A 24821-nucleotide genomic window follows, 5' to 3' on the forward strand; every position below is an offset into this window, starting at 1 on the left:
GAGGAGCCGGTCGACGCGCGCAGCGCCTCCTCATAAATCTGACTGACGGAGGCCACATCGATGACGATCTTCCTGGACCAGCCGGGTCGCTTCCTCTTCTTCACCGGAAAGGGGGGTGTCGGCAAGACGGCTCTCGCGTGTGCGACAGCGATCCGCCTGGCGGATGCAGGGAAGCGAATCCTCCTGGTCAGCACCGACCCGGCCTCGAACCTCGACGAGATGCTCGGCGTCGCGCTCTCGAACCGACCGACCGAGGTTCCCGGTGTCGACCGACTCTGGGCCCTCAACATCGATCCCGAGCGGGCAGCCAGCGACTACCGCGAGCGCGTCATCTCGCCGTATCGCGAACTCTGGACGGATGGCCAGCTCGCCGAGCTGCGCGAGCAGCTCGCCGGCGCGTGCACCGTCGAGATCGCCGCATTCGACGAGTTTGCCGAGCTGCTCGCCGGCGACCAGGCGTCCGCGGCGTTTGACCACGTTCTATTCGACACCGCGCCCACCGGGCACACGTTGCGGCTCCTCAGCCTGCCACGCGCCTGGACCAGCTTCCTCCAGTCGACCGCGCAGGGAGCCTCGTGTCTCGGTCCGCACACGGGGCTGAGGATGCAGGAGGCGCGATTCGCCGCGGCGATGGGCGCGCTGGCCGACAGCGCTCGCACCACGATCGTCCTGGTGACACGGCCTGATCGAGCCGCTCTACGCGAGGCCGAGCGGACGTCGGGTGAGCTGATGGCCATCGGCATCAAGAACCAACAGCTCGTCATCAACGCGGTGTTCGAGGCCGCCGATCAGGCCGATCCCGTCGCTGCTGCGCTCACGGAGCGCGGGCGAGCGGCGCTCCGCGCGCTGCCTCCTCGATTGCAGGGACTGCCCACGTTGCGCATCCCTCTACGCGCGTTCAACATGGTCGGCCTCCCGGCGCTCCGCGCGCTCCTCGACGATCGCGCGGCCGAAGCCCTGTCACACGCCGTTTCCCCGATCGCGAGGCCATCGCTCCCGCGCCTCTCGTCCCTCATCGACGAGATCGCGATGCCCGGCCGAGGGCTCGTGATGGTGATGGGAAAGGGCGGTGTGGGAAAGACGACGATCGCTGCCTCGATCGCCGCCGAGCTGGCCTCGCGCGGTCACCACGTGCACCTGAGCACCACCGATCCGGCGGCCCACATCGCCTCGACACTCGATGGGCAGATCGAGAACCTGACGATCAGCCGCATCGATCCGGCCACCGAGGCGAAGGCGTACGTGGACCGCGTGATGGCGACGCGCGGCGCGAGCCTCGATGACGCCGGCAGGGCCTTGCTCGCCGAGGATCTTCGCTCGCCCTGCTACGAGGAGGTCGCCGTCTTCGCGGCGTTCTCGAGGATCGTCTCCCAGGCTCGCTCGAACTTTGTCGTCCTCGACACCGCTCCCACCGGGCACACGCTCCTCCTCCTCGACACGACGGGCTCTTATCACCGGCAGGTCATCGGAACGGGTGCGGAGCCAAAGCAGGCGCCCATGCGTCTCGTCACACCGCTCATGAGGCTGCGGGATCCCGGCTACACGAAGATTCTTCTGGTGACGCTCGCCGAAACGACGCCCGTCTCCGAAGCAGCCCGCCTCCAAGCGGATCTGCGTCGTGCTCAGATCGAGCCGTTCGGATGGGTCATCAACGGCTGCCTGGCGGCCACCGACTCGGCAGACCCGTGCCTGAAGCAGCGTGTTGCCGCCGAGCTCGAGCAGATCGACGTCGTGCGCACCCTTCACGCGAAGAGGGTGGCGATCGTGCCCTGGGTGACCGAGGAGCCGGCTGGCCCCGCCCGCCTGCTGGCGCTGGCGCGTGACAACGAACCGCAGCGGCGCGTTCCTTAGGAATAGGTCGGTTGCGGTGGTGGTCTCTGCCGCGGGAGGACGGCGCCGGGGGTGATGGTCCGCGCCCTCACGGAACACAGGAGCCACACTGCCCCCCGAGGGCGCAGCGCCCGCGCCGGCCTCGCGCCGCGCTCGACGAGCGCCAGGTCGATTTCCTGCGTCCATCCGCTCGGATCCCCGTCCTCCAGGCAGGAGGCCCGAGATGACCGACCGAACCATCGACCAGACCCGTGAAGCTGTCCGAGATCATTATGGAAAAGTAGCCGTGGCCGGGACGGGCTGCTGCGCCCCGAGCTGCTGCGCGCCAGCGCAGGCGGCGTCGCTCAAGCTCGGCTATACACGCGAAGACCTCGCCGCCGTCCCGGAGGGCGCGGAGATGGGCCTCGGATGCGGCAACCCCCAGGCGATCGCCGCCCTCCGGCCGGGCGAGACCGTGCTCGACCTCGGCAGCGGCGGCGGGTTCGACTGCTTTCTCGCCGCCAGCCAGGTCGGCCCCGACGGGCGGGTGATCGGCGTGGACATGACCCCGGAAATGATCTCCAAGGCGCGGGAGAATGCGCGAAAGATCAACGCGGACAACGTGGAGTTCCGCCTGGGCGAGATCGAGCACCTGCCCGTCGCCGACGCGACCGCCGATGTCATCCTCTCCAATTGCGTCATCAATCTCTCCCCGGACAAGCCCGCCGTGTTCCGCGAGGCCTATCGCGTCCTCCGGCCCGGCGGCCGGCTTGCGATCGCCGACGTCCTCGCGACCGCGGAGCTTCCTGCCGCGCTGCGCGAGCAGGTCGCCGCGCTCACCGGGTGCGTCGCGGGGGCGGTGAGGGCCGACGAGCTCCAGGGGCTCTTGCATCAGGCCGGATTCACCGACATACGCATCGGGGTGAAGCCCCAAAGCCGCGAGTTCATCCGTGACTGGGTGCCCGGGTCGGGCGCCGAGCAGTACATCACCTCCGCGACGATCGAGGCGCTCAAACCCGCTCGGCCGGAGGCTCGGGCATGATCGACGCGGACGCGCGCGGCGCCTGGCATCAGCTCGAGGCGCGCCTCCGCCCCTTCGTCGTGCGTCGCGTCTCGACGGCGGCCGATGTCGATGACGTCGTGCAGGACGTGTTCCTGCGCATGCAGCGGGGCGTTGGTGGGCTGCGCGACGACGAGCGCTTCGGCCCCTGGGTCTACCAGGTCGCCCGCAGCGCCATCGCCGAGCACCACCGGGCCCGCGCGCGGCATCTCCTCGTCGAGGGGGACGTCCCCGAGATGGAGGCAGAACCCCCGAGCGGTGAGGACGGGGCCGCCGATCTCCTCGCCCTGGCGATCGGTCCGCTCGTCGCCATGCTCCCGTCGCCTTACCGTGAGGCCCTCACCCTCACCGAGCTCGAAGGCCTCTCCCAGAAGGCCGCGGCCGACATGCTCGGCATCTCGCTCACGGCGATGAAGTCCCGCGTCCAGCGCGGGCGGGAGAAGCTGCGCTCGCTCGTGGAGCAGTGCTGCGAGGTGGCCATCGACGCGCGCGGGCACGTCATCGACTGCGTGCCGCGTGCTCCCGGCAACGGGCCCCGCTGCTCCTGCGGTTGACGCGCGACCCGTCCTCCTGGCCGGTCCACCACAAGCTCCCGCTCCCTGCCTGGCGCGGCGCTCGCTGCTTTCCCGCCCCCTTCGCGCTCCATCCCTTCGCTCCTCTTCATCTCCTCGGACGCACTGCGTCTCGTTCGATTCCCTGCGTCCTCGTCGCTCGAACACCGTCCTCCTCGGTGGAGGTCATCGACATGAACGAGATCGCATCCATCCTGCTCGCCGTTTACGCCGCCGTCGGCGCGATCGACGGGATCTATTATCATCTCTGGAAATACCGCCTCTTCGCCCAGGAGGCCTCGCGCCGCGAGCACCACCTTCACACGATCCACGCGGCGCTCTTCGCCATCGTCGTTGGCACGCTCTACCTCGCTCCGAGCGCCGGTCTCCTCCTCTGGGCCGGTCTGGGCGCCGTCGCAGCCTCCTTCGTCGTCGCCATCCTCGACGTGCTCGAGGAGCGGCGCTCCCGCGAGGACCTCGGCGGGCTCACGCCGCGTGAATACGCGCTCCACGCGGGTCTGATCGCGCTCTACTCCGCCTCGGTCGCGCTCCTCCTCGCCGCCCGCCCCGCCTCGGCTTGGTCGCTCGATGCGCCCGTCGTCCTCGACACCGCGCTTCCGGCGCTCACGCACACCATCGCGCTCAACCTGCTCCCGGGCGCGGCGCTCACGGCGCTCGTGCACGTCGTGCTCGGGCTGCGCCCCGTCGCGCTCCGCTTCGCGCGGCCTGGCCTCGCCTGAGGCCACCCCGCTCCGGGCTGTGCTCTCCTCTCCTCGACGCCCGAGCGCCTCACGGCGAGGATCAGGGCGCGAAATCCGCCGGTTGACAGAGGGCGCATCATCTCCTATCGTTGCTTTACGATGAAAGCGAAGCTCGAGGCGGCCGACCGCTGCTGTCCGCCTGCGCGCGAGCAGGTAGACCTCCGGCCGATCGAGGGCGACGAGGCCGACGAGGAGCTGGCCAGCCTGTCGAAGGCGCTCGGACACCCGGCGCGCGTGAAGATCGTGCGCATCCTGATCCGAAAGAACGCCTGCGTCTGCGGCGACATCGTGGACGAGCTGCCGCTCGCCCAGTCGACGGTCTCGCAGCACCTGAAGGTGCTCAAGGAGGCCGGCCTCATCCGCGGCGACGTCGACGGCCCCCGCGTCTGTTACTGCATCGAGCCCGGGGTGCTCCGGCGTCTGAAGGCCCTCATCGGGGGGCTCTGATGGCCGTCGCACGTCCATGTCATCGTATATCGACGATTGACGAAAGGAAGCTCCGATGTCCGTGACGATCCGCGTGTTCGACCCCGCCATGTGCTGTTCCACCGGGGGACGCCTGCCGTGAAGGAGGCGCTCGCGCGCGGGACCGAGGTGCTCCCGCTCGTGCTGGTCGGTGACCGCATCGCCGTCGAGGGGGCGTACCCGTCGCGGGAGGCGCTGGCCGCGCTTCGATTCCTCCACTCGCCCAGCTCGTGCCGTCGCTCGAAGCAGGTGGGCGCGGCGTCATCATGACGATGGGCAAGGGTGGCGTCGGCAAGACGACCGTGGCGGTGAATATCGCCGTCGAGCTGGCCCGCCGTGGACACAAGGTTCACCTGACGACGACGGACCCCGCCGCGCACGTCGCAGAAGCACTCGGAGCGGCCGTCGACGGGATCCGGGTGAGCCGCATCGACCCCGTCCTCGAGAGGTGCGCGAGAGCCTCCGGGCTCGCATCGAGTCGTGGCTCGCGTCGCTTCCAGGCACGGACACGACGCCTCGCACGACCACAAGGAACTGAACCCGCATGACCAACGCAAGAGCCGGCCTGCTCGGCAATCTCTCCTTCCTCGACCGCTACCTGACGCTCTGGATCTTCCTCGCGATGGGCCTGGGCGTCGCCCTCGGCTTCCTCGCGCCCGGGTTCACGACTGCGCTCAACGACATGAGCGTCGGCACGACGTCGATCCCTATCGCGGCCGGGCTGATCCTGATGATGTACCCGCCGCTCGCCAAGGTCCGCTACGAGGAGCTCGGCAAGGTCTTCCGCAACAAGCGGGTGCTCACTCTGTCGCTGGTCCAGAACTGGATCATCGGTCCGCTGCTGATGTTCGGGCTCGCGGTGGTGTTCCTGCGCGACAAGCCAGAGTACATGCTCGGCCTCATCCTCATCGGGCTCGCGCGCTGCATCGCGATGGTCATCGTCTGGAACGATCTCGCCAAGGGCGACACCGAGTACTGCGCCGGGCTCGTGGCCTTCAACTCGATCTTCCAGGTCCTGTTCTTCTCGGTCTACGCGTACTTCTTCGCCACGCTCCTGCCGACCTGGCTCGGACTCGAGGGAGCCGTCGTGAACATCACCATCGGCGAGATCGCGACGAGCGTGGCCATCTACCTCGGTGTGCCGTTCGCCGCCGGGTTCCTCACGCGACGGGTGCTCGTGCGCACGAAGGGGCGTGACTGGTACGAGAAGGCGTTCGTGCCTCGCATCGGCCCTATCACGCTCGTCTCCCTGCTGTTCACCATCGTGGTGATGTTCTCGCTGAAGGGCGAGACCATCGTGCAGCTGCCGCTCGACGTTCTTCGCATCGCGGTGCCGCTGCTCATCTACTTCGTGCTGATGTTCGCGGTGTCGTTCTTCATGAGCAAGCGCGTCGGCGCGGACTACAAGCAGTCGGCGACGCTCTCGTTCACTGCTGCGTCGAACAACTTCGAGCTGGCCATCGCTGTCGCGATCGCGAGCTTCGGCATTCACAGCGGCGCGGCGTTCGCGGCGGTCATCGGTCCTCTCGTCGAGGTGCCCGTCCTCATCGGCCTCGTGAACGTCGCCCTGTGGGCGCAGAGGCGCTTCTTCCCCAACACCCCGCTCGATGTCGCGCCGCCCGCATGCGCCGGCCCGAGCACTCCCGAGAGCAAGGCCTGACCACGATGAACACCGGCAAGACGATCCTTTTTCTTTGCGTCGCCAACTCGGCGCGCAGCCAGATGGCCGAGGGCCTTGCTCGCAAGCTCTTCGGCTCGCGCATCGCCGTGCAGAGCGCGGGGAGCGAGCCGTCGAAGGTGAACCCGTACGCGATCGAGGTGATGCGCGAGGTCGGGGTCGACCTGACGACGCACCACTCGAAGTCTGTGCAGACGATCGACGCCGCCACCGTGGGCACGGTCATCACGCTCTGCGCCGAGGAGGTCTGCCCGGTCTTCCTCGGCAAGGCGCGGCGGCTGCACTGGCCCATTCAGGATCCGGCGAGCAAGGATCCGTCGATCCCACGCGAGGAGATGCTGACGCGGTTCCGGACCGCGCGGGACCAGATCCTGGCGAGGCTCGAGGTGCTCGACGCGCTGCTCGACCTCCCCGAGGGGCCACAGGCGCAGGAGTTCCACGCCAGCGTGCGCGTGAAGGATCTCGCGAAGAGCACGCGTTTCTACGCCTGGCTCCTCGGCACCGAGCCGAAGGAGTGGACGCATCGCTACTCGACCTTCGTTCGGCCGGAGCTGCACACGAACTTCGTGCTCGTCGTCTCCGACGGCAAGGAGCTGCACCGAGACACGCTCTACCACCTCGGTATCGCCGTCGCTGGGAAGGCCGCGGTCGTTCGGTCCTACGAGCTGGCGACGGCCGCCGGGTTGACGGTGAGCAAGCCGCCGCGCACGACTTGGCGTGGCACGCCGCTCCACGAGCTGTGGCTCGAGGACCCTGACGGCAACCTCGTCGAGATCTACGCCCGGCTCACGCCGGACGAGCTCGCCGAGAAGCCGGAGAACCTCGAACCTACGGCGTTGGCGTAGCGCATGCGCGGCCCCGCCTGGCTCCGACCGGTGATCGGAGAGCTGCTGGGCAGCGCGCTCCTCGTCGCCGTCATGTTCGGGTCGGGCGCGGTCCGGGGGCAGCTGGGAGCCGGAACGATGGCTGGCGCATTGCTGGGCTCCATCGCACTGGGCCTCGGCTACGGGTTGGTGCTCTGGTCGTTCGGCGGGCTCTCAGGTGCCCAGACCAACCCGCTCATCACGCTCATCGCATCCGCGATGGGCGGGCAGCCTTGGAGAAGCGCGGGAGCACGGGTACTCGCGCAGCTCTGTGGGGCCGGGGCGGCGACGTCAGTCGCGTCACAGCTCGCGCCGCTCTGGGCTGCCGGGAACGCGACCGTGGCCGGCGCGCGCGGCCTCGGCGAGGCGATGGCGAGCTTCGGCTTCGTGCTCGTCGCGCTCGGCGTGGCACAGCGTCGCGATGTCAAGGTTCCGCTGGCCCTCGACGCCTTCGCGACGGCGAGCTTCTGGATGACCGGCCACGCGACCGTGGGCAATCCGCTCCTGGTTCTCTCGGTCTTCGTGGTGCGCGGCGAGCACGACACAGGGGGCCTGCTATCCGCGCTCGGCGGCGCGGTGCTCGGTGCCGGCCTCGCCGTGGTCGTCGCACGGTTTCTCTTCCCGCGGGCTCGGGAGGCGGCGAGCTGCCTTCTGTTTGTCCCGCACGGGCTACGGCGATGACCTCCCAGCTCAGGGCGCCGACGGCAACGAGATCGTCGCGACCCATGTCCGCTCGTGGGACCGCGGCCAACAGATCGAGCAGGCCGAGCACCTCCAGCGCCTCGCCGACGAGAAGCGCCGCGCCCGCGAGCACCGCGGCCTCGATCGCCTCGCTCGCGCCGCCCGCAGCAGCCAGGCCTTCCTCGCATCGTCGCCGAGCGTGGAGGCAACGTCGGCAGCGCGAGCGCCCGGCTTTTGAGACTGCTCGACGCCGTCGGCGCCGCCGACCTTGAAGAGGCCCTCGTCGAAGTGCTCGAGCGCGACACCATCCACGTCGGTGCCGTCCGCCAGGTGCTCGACCGGCACCGCTCCGAACGCTGCCTGCCGCCTCCGGTCTCAATCCCCGTTACCCGCGGCCGGCACGCCGAGCTCGTCGTCACGCCGCATTCGCTCTCCACCTACGACGTGTTGAAGAAGGACTCGGCGTCATGACCGATCTGACGCCGACCGAGACCCAAGCCCGCCTGCAGCGCAGGAACCTGCTCCCCTTGGCGGTGTCGAAAGGCACCATGCCCAGGCCTTCCCTTCCGCTCGCCGGCCTCCTTCTCGTCGCCTCCCTCGGCGCCGCCGCGACCTCCGACGCGGCCACGGATGGCCGCGATGCGGTCGCCCGCGGCCTCGACCTCTTCCTTCACGCGCCCGACCGCGGCGCGCCCGGCGCCACCCTGCCGGTCCAGGTCCTCGCGCTCGGCTTCCCCACCGCGATCACGCTCCGGCCGCTCGAGGCGGTCACCGTGGAGGCGACCTGGGATCCCGAGCACCTCGGCAAGGTCAGCGCCGTCCCGCCGCCCGTGCGGGTCACCACCGACGCGAAGGGGCGCGCTCACCTCGACGTCCCGATCCCGGAAGGGCCCGAGCGCGAGCTCCGGCTGCTGCTCGGCGTGCGCGCCGGCGACCGGCAGCGGACCCGGACGCTCACCGTGCACCGACTGGCGCCGCTCCAGGTCGACCTGCACGTCCCTGACACGCGCGTGGTGCCGGGCAGCGCGATGTCGGCGTGGATCACGGTGCAGAGCCAGGCCTCGGGGCAGCCGGCCCCGCGGGTCCCCGTGGAGGTCAGCCTGCTCGAGGGCGGCGTCGCCCGGCACACGGCCGTGGTCACGACCGACGCGGCCGGCGTCGCCATGATACGCGTGCCCGTCCCCTGGATCGACGAGCCCGGCTGGCGCTGGATCCTCCGCGCCCGCGCGCGGAGCGCGGCGGGGGCCTCGTCGAACGCCGCGGAGATCTCCCTCTCGCCGCGCGAAGAGACGCCCGGCGCCCCGCAGATGCTGGCCGAGTGGTCCGAGCAGGACCTGCGCGCCGGGGATCGCGCGAGCTACGTGATCCGGATCCGCGACGGCGCCGGCCAGCCCGTGGCCGGGCTGCCGGTGCGGACCTGGACCGGGCCGAAGGGCACGAGCCCGCCCGAGGACAGGGCCGCGTGGGAGAAGCTCACCACGCCCGCGCGCACCGACGCGGCCGGCGAGGTCCGCGGCGCGGCCGTGGCGCCCACCACCGTGGTGCAGGGCGCGGGGACCACGCTGCGCGTCGTCGCACGCGCGACGTTCGAGGGGCACGAGCTCGAGCGCGAGGCCACCGTCTCCGTGGAGAGCCCCACCTCGGAGGCGACGTTGCTCCCGGAGGCGGGCGCGATCGTTCCCGGCGTCGCTCAGCGCATGCTCCTGCGCGTCCGCGATGCGCGGCGGAAGCCGGTGCAGGGCCCGTTCACGGTCGAGGGCGACGGGCTCCAGGCCGCCGTGACCACCGACGCGTACGGCGAGGCCGAGGTGACCTGGGACGCGCCCGTCGAGCTCGGGGCCTTTCGCAACGTCGGGCCGTGCGCTGGCGGCGTCGCGGCGGCGGTGCGCGTGCGGCCATCAGGCGAGCTCCCGGCGCTCGCGTCGCGGCGCGAGCCGTTCGCGCTGTGCGTCTCGGTCGATCGCGACGCCTCGGCGCTGCTCCGGCCCGAGCGGCTCCTCGCCCGCGCCGGCGACGCGCTCCCGCTCCGCGTGATCGACGCCGGCGGCATGGGCCCGCGCGCTGGCGGGCGGCCGGAGGGCGGCAGCGCAGCGGACGGCGCCGGCTGGAGCGTGATCGTCCAGGCAGGCAACTCGGCCCGCGCGGCGAGCGCCTGGATCGCCGGGGGCCCGGAGGGCGGCGCGCTCGGCCTGCCCGAGGGCGCGGCCGGCGTCTGGACGCTCAGCGCCGCCGCTCCCCGGCCGGGCGCCGCCGCGCGGCAGGCAGGCGGCGCGGTGCTCGTCACGCCGCGCGTCCTCCCTCGGATCGAGGCCCGCATCACGGGCGGCCGCGCGGCCCCGCGCGGCGCCGTCGACGTGGATCTCGCGCTCACCGACGGGGGCGGCCGCGGCCTGCCCGGGACCGTCGCGGCCGTCGTCGTGGATCTGCACGGCGGGGGCAGCGTCGGCGGCCTCGCGGCGCTCGACACGCGCGCGCGGCTCTGCCAGGGCATGGTCGAGCCCGAGCGCTGTGGCGCCTTCCTGCAGGGCGATCCCGCGCTCGAGCCGCTCCGGCGCGCGGAGCTCAGCGCGAGGGCGCGCGAGGCGATCGCGCCGGCGAACGATCCGGCCGGCTCCGCGCGGGCGGCGCTCGACGAGGCGTTCGGCCAGGTGCTTCGCTCGCTCGAGGGGGCGGTCTTCGAGGCCACCAGCGATCCGGAGCGGCTGCGCGACGTGCGCCGCCGCGGGCCGGGCGGCGCCTATGCGTGGAACCCCGAGCTGATGACCCTGGTCACCGCCGCCATGGATGCGCCCCCCGAGACGCCCGGCGGCGAGCCGCTCTCGCTCGCGGACCTCCTGGCGGTGGACCCGCAGGTCACGTTCGATCACGTCGCTCGCCGCGTCACCCGCCTCAAGCTCTTCCGCATCCTCGCCGCAGCGCGCGCGTTCCGGCGCGAGCGCCTGCTCGACCCGGACGAGCCGGCGCTCCGCGATCCGAACGCGCTGCTCCGCCGCCTGGTGCGCGACGCACAGCTCGAGGAGTCGCTCCTGCTCGATCCCTGGGGCGGAACGATCCAGTTCACCCCGACGACCGCGCCGCCCGCGCCGTTCCTCACGGTGCGGCGCGGCTTCGCCCTGCACGCGCCCGGGCCCGACGGCCGGATCGGCACGGGCGACGACGTGCGCGATCCGTTCGAGCGCGTGCTGCGCTCGGGCACGCCGTACGCCAGGGCGGTCGGCGAGGATCGCCTTGTCGACGCGAAGTTCGACATGGAGGTCGGCGACGCCACGGTGTCGGCGTGGGAGAGCCTCCTGGAGGAGTTCACGGGCACGTCGCTGGGCGAGGGGATCGGCCTGGGCGGCCTCGGCCTCTCCGGCGTTGGCGCGGGCGGCGCCGGGTTCGGTCAAGGCCACGGCAAGCTGGGTGGATCCCACCGCACCTCGTCCGGCGCGCCGCGGGGCGTGTTCTTCTGGTCGCCGCCCCAGCGCACGGACAAGGACGGTCGGCTGCGGATGCGCGTCCCGCTCGGCGACGTCGAGACGACCTTCCGGCTCGTCTTCGTGGGCGTGCCGGACGGCGCCACGCCGGCCACCGCCACGCTCGACGTGCCCACTGCGCAGCCGCTCTCGGCGCGCGTGGAGGCGGGCGCCGCGTGGGTCCAGGGCGACGCGGTCGACGTCGAGATCTCGGTCCGGAACCGCTCGCCGAGGCCGCTCCGCGCGATCGTGGAGCTCACGGCGCGCGGCGTGGCCGCGCTCGCGGACCCACGGCGCCGGGCGGTGGCGGTCGACGTGCCCGCGGGGGGCGCGGCCCCGGTGCGCGCGCGGGTGCGGGCGCTGCGCGCGGGGCGGGCGGAGCTCGCGGTCGCCCTGAAGGCGCAGGGGACCCCGGGCGACACGCTCGTGCACGCGTGGGACGTGCGCCCCGCGGGCGAGCCCACCGATCTGAACATCGCCCAGATCGTCGAGGGCGGCGCCACGGCCACGCTGCGCATTGCGGCGGACGCGCAGCGCTACCAGCCCACCGGCCGCCCGCGGCTCGTCGTCGAGCGCGGCCTCGCGGGCGCGCTCACCGCGGCGCTCGAGGCGATGGATCCCGATCGGCTCTCGTCTGCCGGGGCGATGGCGGACGCGGTGGAGGTCGCGGCGCTCGTGCGCCGCTGGGCCGCCGCGCGCGGGGGCGAGGGCGCGCCGCTCGCCGCGCGCGCGGAGGACATCGGCCGCCGCGCCGTGGGCCGGCTGCTCGCGTACAAGGGCAGCAAGAAGGACCTGGTCTTCTGGCCTCCGGCGCTCCGGGCGCGCACCTTCGCGTCCGCGTCCGTGGCGGAGGAGCTGCCGAAGATCGACGCGCGCTGCCCGCCCGAGCCCCTGCAGCCCGCGGCGGCGCTCGACGCGCTCGATGTCGAGCCCTCGCCGGCGGGGGGCGCGGTGAACGCGTGCTGGGACGCGCTCGTCACGAGGACGCTGGACGAGGTGATCCAGAGCGGCGATCGCGTGGCGCTCGCCCGGGTCCTGCTCGCGCTCGCGGAGCGGCCACACCGGGCGGCGCTGGCCGCGAACGTGGCGGACCGGCTGCGCGCCTGGGTGGCGCTGCTCCCGACCGGCGGCGTCACCTTGCCGCCGGGCCAGGCCGAGGATCGGAGCGCGCGCGCGGTGGTCTACGCGGCGCTCCTCCGCGCCGCCGGGCTCGGCCGGAGCGCGGCGCCGCCCGCGAGGCTCCTCGGCTGGGTGGGTGTGCAGCGGGACGTGCGCGGCGGCTACGGCGCGCCGGCCAGCACGCGCGCGGTGGTGCGCGCGCTCCTGGCCCACGGGGGCGAGGGCCGAGGGGCCGCACGGGTCACGGTCACGTCGGGCGGCGTGCGCCGCGACGTGGAGGTCGGGCCGTCGGGGCGGCTCGTGGTGCCGCTCGACGCGGGCGCGACGGAGGCGGCGGTCGAGGTCGCGGGGGCCGCGGTCGTGGCGCGCCTGGAGCGCCCGGCGCTCCGGCGCTGGAGCCGGCCGCCGGCCGCGGCGGCGAGCCCCGTGCAGGTGGAGGTCTCCTGGCCGAAGCGCCCGCGCGCGGGAACGACGGGGAAGCTCGGGGTCTCGCTGCGCCACACGCTGGGCCGCCCGGTCGAGGTCGACGTGCGCATCCCGCTTCCCCCCGGGGTGTCGCTGGCCGCGCCGCTCGGGGGCGTGCGGCAGGTGAACGGCGTCCTCGCGCTGCGGGCTTCCGTGGAGGCGAGCCGGCTCTCGACGCTGGTGGAGATCCCGGTGCGCTTCGCGCTCGCCGGGAAGGTGACCGCGCCCGAGGCGCAGGCCCGGGTGGCGCAGGAGGAGCTGCCGCGCGCGGTGGTCCCGGCGCGGCCGATCGTGATCGAGTGATCGGCGCTCCTGGATACCGGTTCACTCGCTGCCCGCGTCGAAGTGATGGGGGCTTTGGCCGGTACTGGTCCAATTTGAACAGGGAGACGGGGAGGCGGGGAGAGTGCGACCAGGCAAGGCTGGTCCCGAAGGAAAGGAGTGAGCGGTAGCTTCTGAAATCGGGTTTGCTGTCCAGCGGGTGCGAATCCCGCCCGGCCAAGGTCACGCCCGACCAGCCGGAAGCCAGCCTTGCGACGGGTCCCGTGAGGGGCTCGGCGATGCGTAGGCAGGCGAGCGAGCGAGCCGCAGCGTGTCAGCCACGAAATCCTCCAACGTCCGGGTGCCCAGGGTGTTCTTCCGCCTGAAGGCAACAGCGTCCTACCTCGCAAGGGCGGGAGGGGGACGCACCCGGCGGGGTATCTGGCTGCGGCGCGCAGCAAGAGGACGGCCCAGGCACCTGGGAGGCCCTCGTCTCTCCACGAGAAACGCCGGTACGACGGGGAGCCGGTGATCCGTCCCCGGGGCGAGACACGCCGCGGATGCCCGTGTCTCGCAGCCGAGCCCCAGCGGGCTCCGCAAGGAAAATGCGCATCCGCCTCGCGGTAGGCCCACAGCAAGGGGAACCGGAGCCGAAGCCGAAGGAGACGAGGGAGTCGGAGGGTCCCATACGAGCGAGGACGCGGGCGAACGGAGGGCACCGGAGCCCGTCAAGCAAAGGGGACCCGTGTCGAGAGGAACTTCAGGAGGGAACCATGAGCGCTGCCACGACGGCGAACACCATGTCACCGGGACTGTTGAAGGTAAGGGAGAGAGCGGAGCGAGACCCGGAAGGGGTCCTCCTCGCGCTGGCGCACCTCATCGACGAAGAAGCGCTGCAGCGTGCGTACCGCAGCCTTCGTAAGGACGCTGCGGTGGGCGTGGATGGCATCACGAAGGAGCAGTACGGGCAGGACCTGGAGCGCAATGTCGGCGATCTGCACGCGCGGATGAAGTCGATGCGCTACCGGCACCAGCCCATCCGGCGGGTGCACATCCCGAAGGAACGGGGCAAGACACGACCGATCGGCATCTCGTGCACCGAGGACAAGATCGTCCAGGCCGCGGTGCGGGAGGTGCTGGAGGTCGTTTACGAGCCGGTCTTTCGAGACGTCTCGTACGGGTTTCGGCCCGGTCGCAGCGCGCACGACGCGCTGCGAGCTCTGAACCGGATGCTGCTCGGCGGGGTGGAATGGATCCTGGAGGCCGACATCGAGTCCTTCTTTGACAGCATCGACCGCACGAAGCTGATGGAGATGCTCCAGGCCCGGGTAGCCGACAAGTCGCTGCTGCGGCTGATCGGCAAGTGTCTGCATGTGGGGGTCCTCGACGGCGCGGAGTTTTCGGCGCCGGAGGACGGGACGGTGCAGGGCTCGGTCCTGTCGCCGATGCTGGGCAACGTCTACCTTCACCACGTGCTCGACCTGTGGATCGAGCGCGAGGTCCAACCGCGGCTCGCGGGCAAGGCCACCCTGATCCGTTACGCCGACGATGTCGTCATCGGCTTCGACAGGGAGGACGACGCCAAGCGGGTGATGGAGGTGCTGCCGCGGCGTTTCGAGCGGTACGGACTGAAGCTGCATCCGGACAAGACCCGCCTGTTGCCCTTCGGCCGCCCGGACAACGGGGGACCTGGGAGCGAGGGGCCGGCGACCTTCGATTTCCTCGGCTTCACGCACTACTGGCGGCGAAGCCGATCGGGTCGATGGATGCCGAGCATGAAGACACGCAAGGCGCGCCTCCGACGGGCCATCACGGCCGTCGTCGACTTTTGCCGACGCCATCGGCACTTGCCGGTCAAGGAGCAACACGCCGCGCTCACACGACGCATCATCGGGCACTGCAACTACTTCGGCGTAAACGGAAACATCCGGAGCCTCGCGCTCTTGATCCGTGAGGCCGAACGGGCATGGCACAAGTGGCTATGCCGGCGGAGCCAGCGTGCGTACCTGAACTGGGAGCGATTCAAGGCCCTGCTGCGGGATTTCTCGCTGCCCAGGCCGAGGATCCGCGTCCAGCTCTGGGCGTCCCCCTGAGCCCTCTCGGCGGAAGAGCCGGATGGTGGAAATCTCCTTGTCCGGATCTGGCGAGGGCCCCCCGGACCCGGCGGTCCGGGGGGCTACTCTACAAGAAGAAAATGAATTTCTCCCTCTTGCCGTCTTTCGCTCCCCGCCTCCCCGCCTCCCTGTGAAATTCTTGCTCTTTCTTGTGATTTCAACCCGTTTGTCGCAGGAGAGCTATTCGCATGACCCAAGAGCTGCGGACGTTTGATTTGTTCGCCCCCCATTTCCAGGCGGACCCGTTCCCCACCTACGCCGAGATGCGCCGCTCCGGGCCGGTGTGCGAGCTCGAGCCGCTGGGCGCCTGGGCGGTGAGCCGGTACGCCGATGTCATCGCCGTCCTCAAGAACCCTCAAAAATTCTCGTCCGCTGGCAACGTCGACGCCTTTCACCCGCCTTGGCTCCCGAGGCAGCCGGGGGCGCACTCCCTGCTCGCAATGGACCCGCCGGAGCACACGAAGCTCCGGAACCTCGTCAGCCGCGCCCTGGGTCCCGGGATCATCACGAGCATTGAGCCCATGGTCCGCGCCATCGCCGAGCGCCTCTCCGACACCCTGCAATCCAGGGGTGAGTCGGATTTCGTCGCCGACTACGCCGTCCCGATGACAGCGGGCGTCATCGGCGAGCTCCTCACCCTGGATCCTTCTCTCCACGCCAATTTTAAACGGTGGACGGACGATATCCTCAGCGTCACGCCCGTCCCGCGGAGCCCCGAGCACGCCGAGCGCGTCCGCGCGTCCGTCGCCGAGATGGAGCGCTACCTCGGCGACGTCCTCGAGGCGCGGCGGCGCGCGCCCGGCGATGATCTTGTGAGCGCGCTCCTCCAGGCCGAAATCGACGGACATAAGCTCACCCCGGAAGAGCTCATGTCCTTCATCTTCGTCCTGGTCCCAGCGGGGTTCGATACAACATCCACATTGATAAGCAAATCAATCATTACCCTCGCCAAGCGCCCCGCGGACACGGAGCGGCTGCGCGAAACCCCGGCGCTCATCCCTCGCTTTATCGAAGAAATGCTCCGGTGGGACCCGCCTACCCATAACATCTTCCGCAAGGCGATGCCCGGAGCGGAGGTGGGCGGCGTCAAGGTGCCCGCCGGCGCTCCAGTGACGGTCATCCTCGCGTCCGCCAACCGCGACGAGGCCGTGTTTCCCGATCCCGACGAGTTCAATATGGACCGCGATGTGCCAAAGACCGGGACGGGGGCGTCGGTCGCGTTCGGGCACGGCGTCCATTTCTGCGTCGCCCACCTCCTCGCGCGCCTGGAGGCGAGGGTGGCGCTCGAATCCTTGCTCTCTCGATTCAAGCGAATCGATTTGGTCAACCCCACCATCGAGTGGAGCACGATGGTCTTCGTGCGAACCCCATCGCGGCTGCCGGTCCGCGGCGTCTTGCCCTGATCAAGAACCTCCTGGCGTGCCGAACAGGTTGGAGCTCGCCTGAATTCTAGAACCCAGATCTCGCCGTGGAGCGGGCGCCGCGTTCGATCGGGCGGGGCGCGCGGCGAGCTCGGATCGCGCGGTGGGCACGCGAGGGTCTCGGATCCGCACGATCCGCCCCCCACGCCGCTCCCCCCGCGTCGGGTTCCAGCGCCGGGGCTTGGCGCCGTCCGCCGATCGCCTACCATGCCCCCAATGGCCGCTACCTTCGCCACCTTCTCCCTGGAGGGCGACAAGCTCCCCGCGGACGTCGCCGTGACCCGCTTCGAGGCCGTCGAGGCGATCTCCACGCCCTACGCGGTCGAGGTGCGCTTCGCGACGCTGGACACGTCGTTCCGGGTCGAGGACTGCCTGCGCAGCCGCCTCTGCCTGCGCGTCGTCGACACGTCGGGCCAGGAGCGGCTGTACGACGGCATCGTGGACCGCGCCGGCTTCGCGCACATCGTGGGCGAGAGCCGCCAGTTCGACGTCCGCCTGCGGCCCGCGCTGGCCGCGCTCGCGCACCGCGAGGGGTGCCGCATCTTCCAGGAGAAGACGATCGTCCAGGTCGCGCAGTCGGTCTTCGAGGACGCCGGCTTCGGCGACAAGGTCGCGTGGCGGATCGCGAAGGAGTACGAGCCGCGCGAGTTCATCGTCCAGTACCGCGAGTCGCACCTCAACTTCGTCTCGCGGCTCCTCGAGGACAACGGCCTCTTCTACTACTTCCGGCACGAGGCCGCCGGGCACACGATGATCGTCACCGACGACCCCGCCGCCTTCGAGGTGGAGGAGGGGCTGCCGGTGAGCTTCCGCATGGCGCAGGGCGGCCTGCCCGGGAGCCTGCCGCTCTCCAAGCTCACGAGGACGCGCGCGCTGCGCACGAGCCTCGTCCACCTCCGGGACCACGATTTCGAGAAGCCCGACGTGAAGCCGGAGTCCGCGCTGCCCCGCAAGGAGGCCATCGCGGCGCCCTACTTCGAGTACCCCGCCGGCTTCACGAAGGGGAGCGTGGGCGGCCGCCTCGCCGAGGCCCGCATGCGCGAACTCTCCGCCGACGCCGACGTGTGCGAGGGCGAGAGCCGCGCGGCCGGGCTCAAGGTGGGCGAGCCGTTCGTCGTCGAGGGCGCCGCGGAGCCGTGCCTGAACGGCGAGTTCGTGGTCACCCGCCTCGTCTCGCGCGGCAACCAGACGCTCACCGGCGGCGCGACGAACTACGACGTCGAGAACCACTTCCGCGGCGTCCCCAAGGGCGCGCCCTTCGCGGCCGAGCGCCGCGCGCGGCGGCCGCGCATCCGCGGCATCCAGACGGCGGTCGTCACCGGGTCGAGCACCCAGGAGCAGGCGCTCCACGTCGACAAGTACGGCCGCATCAAGGTCCGCTTCTTCTGGGACCGGCAGGGCCAGCAGGACCACACATCGAGCTGCTGGCTGCGCGTCTCGCAGATCGCGATGGGCGGCTCGATGATCCTCCCCCGCGTCGGCTGGGAGGTCTCGGTCGCGTTCCTCGACGGCGACCCGGACCGGCCGCTCGTGCTCGGGCGCACGTACAACGCGGAGAAGACGCCGCCCGACGCGCTCCCCGCCGCCAAGGCGTCCGGCACGCTGAAGAGCATGTCGTCGCCCGGCGCGGGCGGCCACAACCAGATCGGCATGTCCGACACCGCGGGGAGCCAGGGGTTCGGCATCCACGCCCAGAAGGACCTCAACGTCACCATCAAGAACGACAAGGTCGAGGAGGTCACGGTCAACGAGGAGCAGCACATCAGCGTGAACGGCTCCCGCTCGGTGAAGGTCGACGACTCGACCTCCGTGGCCGGCAATCAATCGCTCGACGTCGGCGCGGTGCTCTCGCACAAGATCACCGGCAACCAGAGCATCTCGATCGGCGGCAACGACACGACCAACGCGATCAGCAACCACGTCGAGAAGGTCACCGGCAACCGCTCCTACACGGTGAGCGGCAACCAGATCACGATCTCGAACGGCGTCAGGCACTCCATCACCGGGGACATGAGCCGCAAGGTCGGCGCGCTGCAGCTCTCCGGCAGCCTGGGCTCGATCAACGACAACGTCCTCGGCGGGATGACGGAGACGGTGGGCGCCGTGAAGGCGCAGATCATCAACGGCAGCCACGGAGAGCAGATCACGGCCAACAAGGACCAGACCTCGCTGGCGGCGGAGCTCCACCTCACGAAGGGCTCGCTCTCCCACGTGGCGCTCGGCGTCACCAACATGGTCGGCGGCCTCCATTACCAGAAGCTGGACGGCGATCTCGTGGTGCAGGCGCCGCTCATCACCCTCCTCGGCGCCGTCGGCGCCTTCAAGGGCGGCGGCAGCGAGCTCAAGCTCGGCGGCGGGCCCGTCGTGATCAAGGGGTCGAAGATCGCGGTCAAGGGCGCGCTCGTCGTCAAGATGGGCGCGTCGATGAAGCTCGGATCGTGAGGGCCCATGAGCGCTCGTGACGTGAAGAGAGAGGTGAAGAGTGGCTGAACATCATGTCCTCGCGATCCCCTCCCTCAGCGTGGAGGGCAAGATCTACCGGGTGCTGCGCTTCGAGCTCACGGAGCAGCTCTCGGAGCTCACCCGCCTCGAGTGCGAGCTGCTCGACGACGAGGCGGCGCTGCCGAGGCCGAAGGAGGTCCTCGGCAAGCGCGCCGTCTTCACGCTGTCGCGCAGCGACGACACGCAGACGCGCTCTTTCGCCGGGACCATCGTCCTCGCCGAGCTCGTGCCCGATCTCGACGACGTGCCCTCGCTGCGGATCGAGGTCGCGCCGGCGCTCTGGAACCTCGGGCAGCGCTCCGACTGCCGGATCTTCCAGGACAAGAGCGCTGTCGACATCGTGAAGGAGGTCCTCGAGGGCGCGGGCGTACCCGCGGGCCAGCAGGACTGGCGCGTGACCGAGCCCCACCCGACGCGGGTCTACACGGTCCAGTACCGCGAGCGAGACCTCGACTTCGTGCACCGCCTCCTCGCCGAGGAGGGGATCTACTTCGCGATCCACATGAAGGACGACGAGGACGTCCTCGTCTTCGGCGACTCGCCGACCGGCCTCGAGGACATCGAGGGCGCGACGTCGCTGCCGTTCTTCCAGGACTTCGGCGTCGAGGGCTTCGCGGATCGCATCGTCCGCCTCTCGCGGGAGGTCTCCGTGCGGAGCGACAAGGTGTTCGTCCGCGACTACGACCCGGAGAAGCCCTCGACGAAGCCGGAGGCGTCGGCCGAGGGGAGCGATCCCGGGGACCACGTGCTCGAGATCTACGAGCACCCGGCGCGCACCGCCGACGCGGGCGTCGCGGAGCGGCTCGCCAAGGTGCTGCTCGACTCGGTGCAGGCGGAGCGCGACGTCGTGCACGGCGAGACCGGCTCGCTCGCGCTGCTCCCGGGCCGGCGCTTCTCGGTGGACGGCCACCCCTACGACCCGCTCAACCAGGAGTACCTCGTGGTCCGCGCGCGCATCGCCGGCAGCCGGCCGCGGAACTTCGAGCTCTCCGGCCGCGCGGGCGCGGAGGACGGCGCGCGCGACCTCCGGTCGAGCTGCGAGTTCTGGGGCGTGCCGACCGGGACCACGCGCTACAGGCCCCCGCGGCGCGCCCGCGAGCAGGTGATCCCGGGCACGCAGACCGCGATGACCACCGGGCCCTCGGGGCAGGAGATCCACACGGACGCGAGCGGGCAGGTGAAGGTCTCCTTCCACTGGGATCGCTCCGGAAAGAAGGACGACACCTCGAGCCGCTGGATCCGCACGAGCCAGGTGCCCACGGGCGGATCGATGCTGCTGCCGCGCGTCGGGTGGGAGGTCACCGTGCGCCACGTCGAGGGCGACGCGGACCGGCCGTTCGTGATGGGCCGCATGTACAACGCGCTCACGCCGCCGCCCTACGCGCTCCCGAAGGAGGCAGGGAAGAGCTCCCTCCAGACCGCGACGACGCCGGGCGGGGGCAGCACCAACGAGCTCCGGATGTCGGACACGAAGGGCGGCGAGGAGATGTTCATCAACGCCTCGAAGGACATGTCCACCGAGGTGAAGAACAACGCGACCGAGTCGATCGGCAACAACCACAAGAAGAAGATCGGCGCGGACCAGACGACGAACGTCACGGACAGCATGACGACCAGCATCGGGTCGAACCAGACGCTCTCGGTCTCCGGCAACCAGTCGATGAAGATCGAGACCTTCCACGTCGACGACATGGGCGGCGATCACTCGCTCTCGATCGGCGGGAACCGCGACATGAAGATCGGCGGGGATCACAAGCGCGACGTCACCGGCAACAGCTCGCTCACGGTGTCCGGCAACCAGATCGATCTCGTGGTCGGCTCGGTCACGGATCAGACCCTGGCCGGCTTCAACCACGAGGTCGGCGCGGCGCTCGTCGAGCTCGCGCTGGGGCACCGCTCCGTGACGGTCCAGGGCGACCGGAGCGAGACGGCCACCGGCGCGAAGGTGATCGCGGTCAAGTCCGGCCGCGGCGTCCAGGTCGGCGGATCGATGAACGTGAAGGTCGGCGGCGCGATCGTCAACGTGGCGAACGGGAACCGCGTGGAGAGCTCGCTCGGCACGTACACCGAGCTCGCCGGGGGCGCGCAGATCGTCAAGGCGAACAACGCCGTCTTCGAGGCGACCGGCGCGCTCACGCTGGTCATGGGCGCGTCGATCCTCTCGCTGACGCCCGCGAGCGTCGCGATCATCGGCGTCTCCGCGAAGCTCGACGGCGACGTCTCCGACGCCGCCGCGCTGGTGCTCGACAACTGAGGAGGAGGCGAACGTGGCACGCGAGATGATTGCGCACTTCACGATCGACGAGGTCCCCGCGGCCCGGGTGCTCCGCTTCGAGTCGACCCACGAGGCCGGCAGGCCGCTCGTCCTCGACGTCGAGGTGTACCTCCACACGTACCAGGAGCTCGAGGCGATGATCGGCAAGCCCGCGGCGCTCTCCTTCGGCGTGCCCGGGGAGGCGCCGCGCGTCATCGCGGGAACGGTGGAGGCCGCGACCTCGATCGGCACCACCGAGCTCGGCGTCGAGGGGCTGCTGGGCGTCCGCTACGCCGTCCGCGTCGTCTCCTCGCTCGCGCTCCTCGCGCGCAGCATAGACTCGCGGATCTTCCAGGACATGAGCGCCAAGGAGATCGTGGCGAAGGTGCTCGAGGATCACGGGATCACCAAGGTCGCGTGGCGGCTGAGCGGCGACTGTCCGAAGCGCGAGTACTGCGTGCAGTACCAGGAGAGCGCGCTCGCGTTCATCTCGCGGCTCATGGAGCACGAGGGCATCTACAGCTTCGTCGAGGTGGACGCCGACGGCGAGCTCCTCGTCTTCGACGACGACAGCACCGTCGCCGGGCCGATGCCGGGCGACCCCGCGCTGCCGTTCCGCCGGCGCACCGGGCTGAGCGCGGCCGACGAGCGCGACGCGATCTACGCGATCCGCGAGCTCGAGCGGGTGCGCTCCGGCAAGTTCGTCCTCCGCGATTTCGACTTCAAGCGGCCGAAGCTCGATCTCACGGCGACCGCGGCGTCGGGCGAGAACGACGCGCTGGAGCGCTACGACTACCCGGGCGGCTACTTCGAGCCGACCGAGGGGCAGCGGCTCGCGCAGATCCGGCTGGAGGAAGAGCAGGTCGAGCGGCACACGATCGAGATCGACACCGTCTGCTCGCGCCTCGCGGTCGGCCAGAAGCTCGCGATCACGGACGCCGGCGAGCTCGACGGCGAGTACTTCCTCTTCGCGGTGAAGCACACCTACGTCCACGAGGACGACGACGCGCACGGCGGCAGCGAGCGCGCGACGCCGCGCTCCAGGGCGCGGGCGCGCCTCGTGCCGGCTTCCGTGAAGTACAGGCCGCGGCGCATCACGCCGATCCCGCTGATCGAGGGCCCGCAGACGGCGACGGTGGTGGCGCCCGCCGGCTCCCAGACCGAGGCGATCCACACCGATGAGCTCGGCCGCTGCAAGGTGAAGTTCCACTGGGATCGCAGCGACGTGATCGACGACAAGGCGTCGTGCTGGATGCGGGTCGCGCAGCTCCAGACCTCCGGCTCGATGATGCTCCCGCGCATCGGCTGGGAGGTGATCGTCGAGTTCCTCGAGGGGAACCCCGATCGGCCGATCGTGACCGGGCGCCTCTACAACGGCGTCTACATGCCGCCGTACGCGCTGCCGGAGGGCAAGACCCGCACGGCGATCCAGACCTCGAGCACGCCGGGCGGCGGCGGGGCCAACGAGATCCGCTTCGAGGACAAGGCGGGCTCCGAGGAGATCATGGTGCACGCCCAGCGCGACATGAAGACGGTCGCGGCGAACAACGCCAAGCGGAACATCGGCAACAACGAGACGTCGGTCGTCGGGAACAACGCGTCGCTCGAGGTCGGCGGCAACCAGACGACGAAGATCACGAAGGGCTCGCAGAACACGGTGGGCGCGAACCAGACGATCAGCGTTGGAGGCAACCGCAACGTCGAGGTGAACGCGGTGTCGGCGCTGACGGCGAAGGGCAACGCGACGACCACCGTGGGCGGCAACCAGTTCGAGATGGACGGCAACCCCCTCGAGGCGATGCTCGCGCTCGCGGCGCAGGCGGCTGTGCAGTTCGCGAGCGTGATGGCCAACAACGCGATCGCGGCGGTCCAGGGGCAGGTCGACGGCGCCATCAACCAGGTGATGGCGCCGATCAACGGGCTGACCCAGAAGGCGGCGGGGGTCTCAGGGGCGATGAAGGCCGTCGCCGGCGGGGACATGAGCCGCATGCCCGGAATGATCGCGGGCGCGTCGGGCATCCCCGGCGCGAGCCAGCTCGCGGCCTCGATGGGCGGCGGCGGAGGCGGGGGCGGCGCTGCCGGCGGCGCGCCGGGCGCGGCCGGCCCGCCCAACATGCTCGCCTCGATCGCGTCGAACGTGGCGCAGAGCAGCCTCGCCGGGAAGGTCTTCGTGAAGCCGGAGGCGCTCGCCTCGGCCCTGGGCATGGATGGGGGCGGCGGCGGCGGCGGGTCGACGGCGAACGTCGGCGGGCCGGACGGCGCCGTCGATGGCGTCGACGCGACCGACCGCGAGAAGGGCCCCGGGCACACGACCGCCAAGGTCACGGGCACCCACAAGGAGGACGTGGGCTCGATGAGGGTCCTGGGCGCGATCCAGGACATCGACAACAACGTGACAGGCAAGAAGACGATCGACGTCGGCGCCGCCACGGTGCAGGTGGCGTTCGGCAGCTACGCGGAGAGCGTCACGGGCTCGAAGAGCGAGAAGGCGACGGGCCTGGTCGTCCTCAGCAATGGGGGCGAGAGCGAGACGGTCACCGGCTCGCGCACCGCGATGGTGGGCGGCGCGGTGGTCGACAAGCTCAAGGGGTCTCACGTGGTCCAGGCCGTCGGGCCCGCGACGTTCATCGGGGCCTTCCACAAGATTGAGGCGAAGGGCGCCATCGTCTTCAAGTGCGGCGCCAGCGAGGTGGTGATCGACGGCGCCGGCGTCACCATCACGTCCCCGCTCGTGACCATCCTGGCGCCGAAGATCCAGCTGCCGAAGAAGGTCTCGGAGGTCTGATGGCGACTCCGTTCGACGGTGGCTCGCGGGCGGCCGGCGCGTCGCTCTCGCTCGAGGAGCCGGCCGCCGGGGCCCCGGCCGAGGAGGCGTCCGGGTCGCCGCGCGTGACCCTGGACGACGTGCTCGCCGAGCCGGCCGCGGCGCCGCTCCCGGCGCGGAAGGCGCAGCCGCTCGGCGCCGCCATGCGGACCGCGCGCGTCGCCTCGATCGTGGGGCGGAAGGCGTCGATCCACGTTCGTGGCGCCGAGGGGCCCGTCGACGCCCAGATCGCGCCCGACGTCGATCCCGAGGTGATCGCCGACGCCCGCGCCCGTGGCGACGCCGTGCTCGTCGAGCTCTGCGAGGGTGAGCCCCCGCTGATCGTCGCGGCCTTGACGACGCAGCGGCCGCAGACGCTCCACCTCAAGGCGACCACCGTCGCCATCGAGGCAGAGCAGGAGCTGCTGCTCCGCTCCGGCCGCGGCGCGGTCCGCATTCGTCAGGACGGCGACATCGAGGTCGTGGGCAGCCGCATCAGCGCCGCGTCGCGGGGGCTGTTCCGGATCGTCGGGAGGCTCTTGCGGTTGAATTGACGGCA

The 24821-nt window shown here is 70.9% G+C and carries 19 protein-coding genes; all 19 read left to right on the forward strand.

Features of this window, described 5'->3' with window-relative positions; translation table 11 throughout:
* Positions 1-60 precede the first annotated feature (60 nt).
* The 19 genes from arsA to WMF11_RS17350 all read left to right on the forward strand — a co-directional run bounded on the left by arsA (position 61) and on the right by WMF11_RS17350 (position 24816).
* The gene (gene arsA / locus WMF11_RS17260) at positions 61-1851 is read left to right on the forward strand and encodes an arsenical pump-driving ATPase (protein WP_437978207.1); all 1791 of its coding nucleotides are present in this window, start codon (positions 61-63) and stop codon (positions 1849-1851) included.
* Between the two features lie 202 nt (positions 1852-2053).
* A complete protein-coding gene (locus tag WMF11_RS17265) occupies positions 2054-2851 on the forward strand; it encodes an arsenite methyltransferase (RefSeq protein ID WP_437909483.1) in 798 nt (265 codons plus the stop codon).
* On the forward strand, positions 2848-3423 hold the full coding sequence (locus tag WMF11_RS17270) for a sigma-70 family RNA polymerase sigma factor (protein ID WP_437909484.1): 576 nt from the start codon (positions 2848-2850) through the stop codon (positions 3421-3423). The genes WMF11_RS17265 and WMF11_RS17270 overlap by 4 nt, the downstream gene beginning before the upstream one ends.
* Positions 3424-3614: 191 nt before the next feature.
* Positions 3615-4160: a hypothetical protein gene (locus tag WMF11_RS17275; protein ID WP_437978208.1), complete on the forward strand. Its 546-nt coding sequence runs from the start codon at positions 3615-3617 to the stop codon at positions 4158-4160.
* Between the two features lie 120 nt (positions 4161-4280).
* A complete protein-coding gene (locus WMF11_RS17280; RefSeq protein ID WP_437978209.1) occupies positions 4281-4628 on the forward strand; it encodes an ArsR/SmtB family transcription factor in 348 nt (115 codons plus the stop codon).
* Between the two features lie 117 nt (positions 4629-4745).
* Complete coding sequence (locus tag WMF11_RS17285) at positions 4746-4916, forward strand: arsenic metallochaperone ArsD family protein (protein WP_437978210.1); 171 nt, start codon at positions 4746-4748, stop codon at positions 4914-4916.
* Between the two features lie 2 nt (positions 4917-4918).
* The gene (locus tag WMF11_RS17290; protein WP_437979318.1) at positions 4919-5194 is read left to right on the forward strand and encodes an ArsA-related P-loop ATPase; all 276 of its coding nucleotides are present in this window, start codon (positions 4919-4921) and stop codon (positions 5192-5194) included.
* Positions 5191-6306, forward strand: coding sequence for an ACR3 family arsenite efflux transporter (gene arsB, locus WMF11_RS17295; RefSeq protein ID WP_437909490.1), 1116 nt, complete (start codon positions 5191-5193; stop codon positions 6304-6306). Before WMF11_RS17290 ends, arsB begins: the two co-directional genes overlap by 4 nt.
* A 5-nt stretch (positions 6307-6311) precedes the next feature.
* A complete protein-coding gene (locus WMF11_RS17300; protein ID WP_437978211.1) occupies positions 6312-7169 on the forward strand; it encodes a VOC family protein in 858 nt (285 codons plus the stop codon).
* Positions 7170-7172: 3 nt separating this feature from the next.
* Positions 7173-7868 carry a hypothetical protein gene (locus tag WMF11_RS17305; RefSeq protein WP_437909492.1) on the forward strand — a complete coding sequence of 232 codons (696 nt, stop codon included), beginning with the start codon at positions 7173-7175 and terminating at the stop codon, positions 7866-7868.
* Entirely contained in the window at positions 7843-8106 is a 264-nt protein-coding gene (locus tag WMF11_RS17310; RefSeq protein WP_437978212.1) for a hypothetical protein, read from the forward strand. Before WMF11_RS17305 ends, WMF11_RS17310 begins: the two co-directional genes overlap by 26 nt.
* Positions 8103-8339 carry a hypothetical protein gene (locus WMF11_RS17315; protein ID WP_437978213.1) on the forward strand — a complete coding sequence of 79 codons (237 nt, stop codon included), beginning with the start codon at positions 8103-8105 and terminating at the stop codon, positions 8337-8339. Before WMF11_RS17310 ends, WMF11_RS17315 begins: the two co-directional genes overlap by 4 nt.
* Positions 8336-13210 (forward strand): alpha-2-macroglobulin family protein, encoded by a 4875-nt coding sequence (locus WMF11_RS17320; protein WP_437978214.1) that lies wholly within the window; start codon positions 8336-8338, stop codon positions 13208-13210. The genes WMF11_RS17315 and WMF11_RS17320 overlap by 4 nt, the downstream gene beginning before the upstream one ends.
* A gap of 731 nt (positions 13211-13941) precedes the next feature.
* Positions 13942-15261 (forward strand): group II intron reverse transcriptase/maturase, encoded by a 1320-nt coding sequence (ltrA, locus tag WMF11_RS17325; RefSeq protein WP_437978215.1) that lies wholly within the window; start codon positions 13942-13944, stop codon positions 15259-15261.
* 209 nt (positions 15262-15470) lie between these two features.
* Positions 15471-16685, forward strand: coding sequence for a cytochrome P450 (locus WMF11_RS17330; protein ID WP_437978216.1), 1215 nt, complete (start codon positions 15471-15473; stop codon positions 16683-16685).
* 234 nt (positions 16686-16919) lie between these two features.
* Complete coding sequence (locus WMF11_RS17335) at positions 16920-19145, forward strand: type VI secretion system Vgr family protein (RefSeq protein WP_437978217.1); 2226 nt, start codon at positions 16920-16922, stop codon at positions 19143-19145.
* A gap of 40 nt (positions 19146-19185) precedes the next feature.
* Positions 19186-21459 (forward strand): type VI secretion system Vgr family protein, encoded by a 2274-nt coding sequence (locus WMF11_RS17340; protein ID WP_437978218.1) that lies wholly within the window; start codon positions 19186-19188, stop codon positions 21457-21459.
* Positions 21460-21472: 13 nt separating this feature from the next.
* Positions 21473-24244, forward strand: a complete 2772-nt coding sequence (locus WMF11_RS17345) for a type VI secretion system Vgr family protein (RefSeq protein WP_437978219.1) — start codon at positions 21473-21475, stop codon at positions 24242-24244.
* The gene (locus WMF11_RS17350; protein ID WP_437978220.1) at positions 24244-24816 is read left to right on the forward strand and encodes a hypothetical protein; all 573 of its coding nucleotides are present in this window, start codon (positions 24244-24246) and stop codon (positions 24814-24816) included. Before WMF11_RS17345 ends, WMF11_RS17350 begins: the two co-directional genes overlap by 1 nt.
* Positions 24817-24821 lie beyond the last annotated feature (5 nt).

Origin of the sequence: Sorangium sp. So ce295, from assembly GCF_051527405.1 — a bacterium.
In the GTDB taxonomy this organism is placed as follows: domain Bacteria; phylum Myxococcota_A; class Polyangia; order Polyangiales; family Polyangiaceae; genus Sorangium; species Sorangium cellulosum_B.

Excerpts from the sequence above, each read along its gene's own strand:
- WMF11_RS17265 (WP_437909483.1), top strand. The coding sequence starts at position 2,054 with ATGACCGACCGAACCATCGACCAGACCCGTGAAGCTGTCCGAGATCAT.
- ltrA (WP_437978215.1), top strand. The coding sequence starts at position 13,942 with ATGAGCGCTGCCACGACGGCGAACACCATGTCACCGGGACTGTTGAAG.
- WMF11_RS17280 (WP_437978209.1), top strand. The coding sequence starts at position 4,281 with ATGAAAGCGAAGCTCGAGGCGGCCGACCGCTGCTGTCCGCCTGCGCGC.
- WMF11_RS17330 (WP_437978216.1), top strand. The coding sequence starts at position 15,471 with ATGACCCAAGAGCTGCGGACGTTTGATTTGTTCGCCCCCCATTTCCAG.
- WMF11_RS17290 (WP_437979318.1), top strand. The coding sequence starts at position 4,919 with ATGGGCAAGGGTGGCGTCGGCAAGACGACCGTGGCGGTGAATATCGCC.
- arsA (WP_437978207.1), top strand. The coding sequence starts at position 61 with ATGACGATCTTCCTGGACCAGCCGGGTCGCTTCCTCTTCTTCACCGGA.
- WMF11_RS17300 (WP_437978211.1), top strand. The coding sequence starts at position 6,312 with ATGAACACCGGCAAGACGATCCTTTTTCTTTGCGTCGCCAACTCGGCG.
- WMF11_RS17270 (WP_437909484.1), top strand. The coding sequence starts at position 2,848 with ATGATCGACGCGGACGCGCGCGGCGCCTGGCATCAGCTCGAGGCGCGC.
- WMF11_RS17275 (WP_437978208.1), top strand. The coding sequence starts at position 3,615 with ATGAACGAGATCGCATCCATCCTGCTCGCCGTTTACGCCGCCGTCGGC.
- arsB (WP_437909490.1), top strand. The coding sequence starts at position 5,191 with ATGACCAACGCAAGAGCCGGCCTGCTCGGCAATCTCTCCTTCCTCGAC.
- WMF11_RS17350 (WP_437978220.1), top strand. The coding sequence starts at position 24,244 with ATGGCGACTCCGTTCGACGGTGGCTCGCGGGCGGCCGGCGCGTCGCTC.
- WMF11_RS17335 (WP_437978217.1), top strand. The coding sequence starts at position 16,920 with ATGGCCGCTACCTTCGCCACCTTCTCCCTGGAGGGCGACAAGCTCCCC.
- WMF11_RS17305 (WP_437909492.1), top strand. The coding sequence starts at position 7,173 with ATGCGCGGCCCCGCCTGGCTCCGACCGGTGATCGGAGAGCTGCTGGGC.
- WMF11_RS17320 (WP_437978214.1), top strand. The coding sequence starts at position 8,336 with ATGACCGATCTGACGCCGACCGAGACCCAAGCCCGCCTGCAGCGCAGG.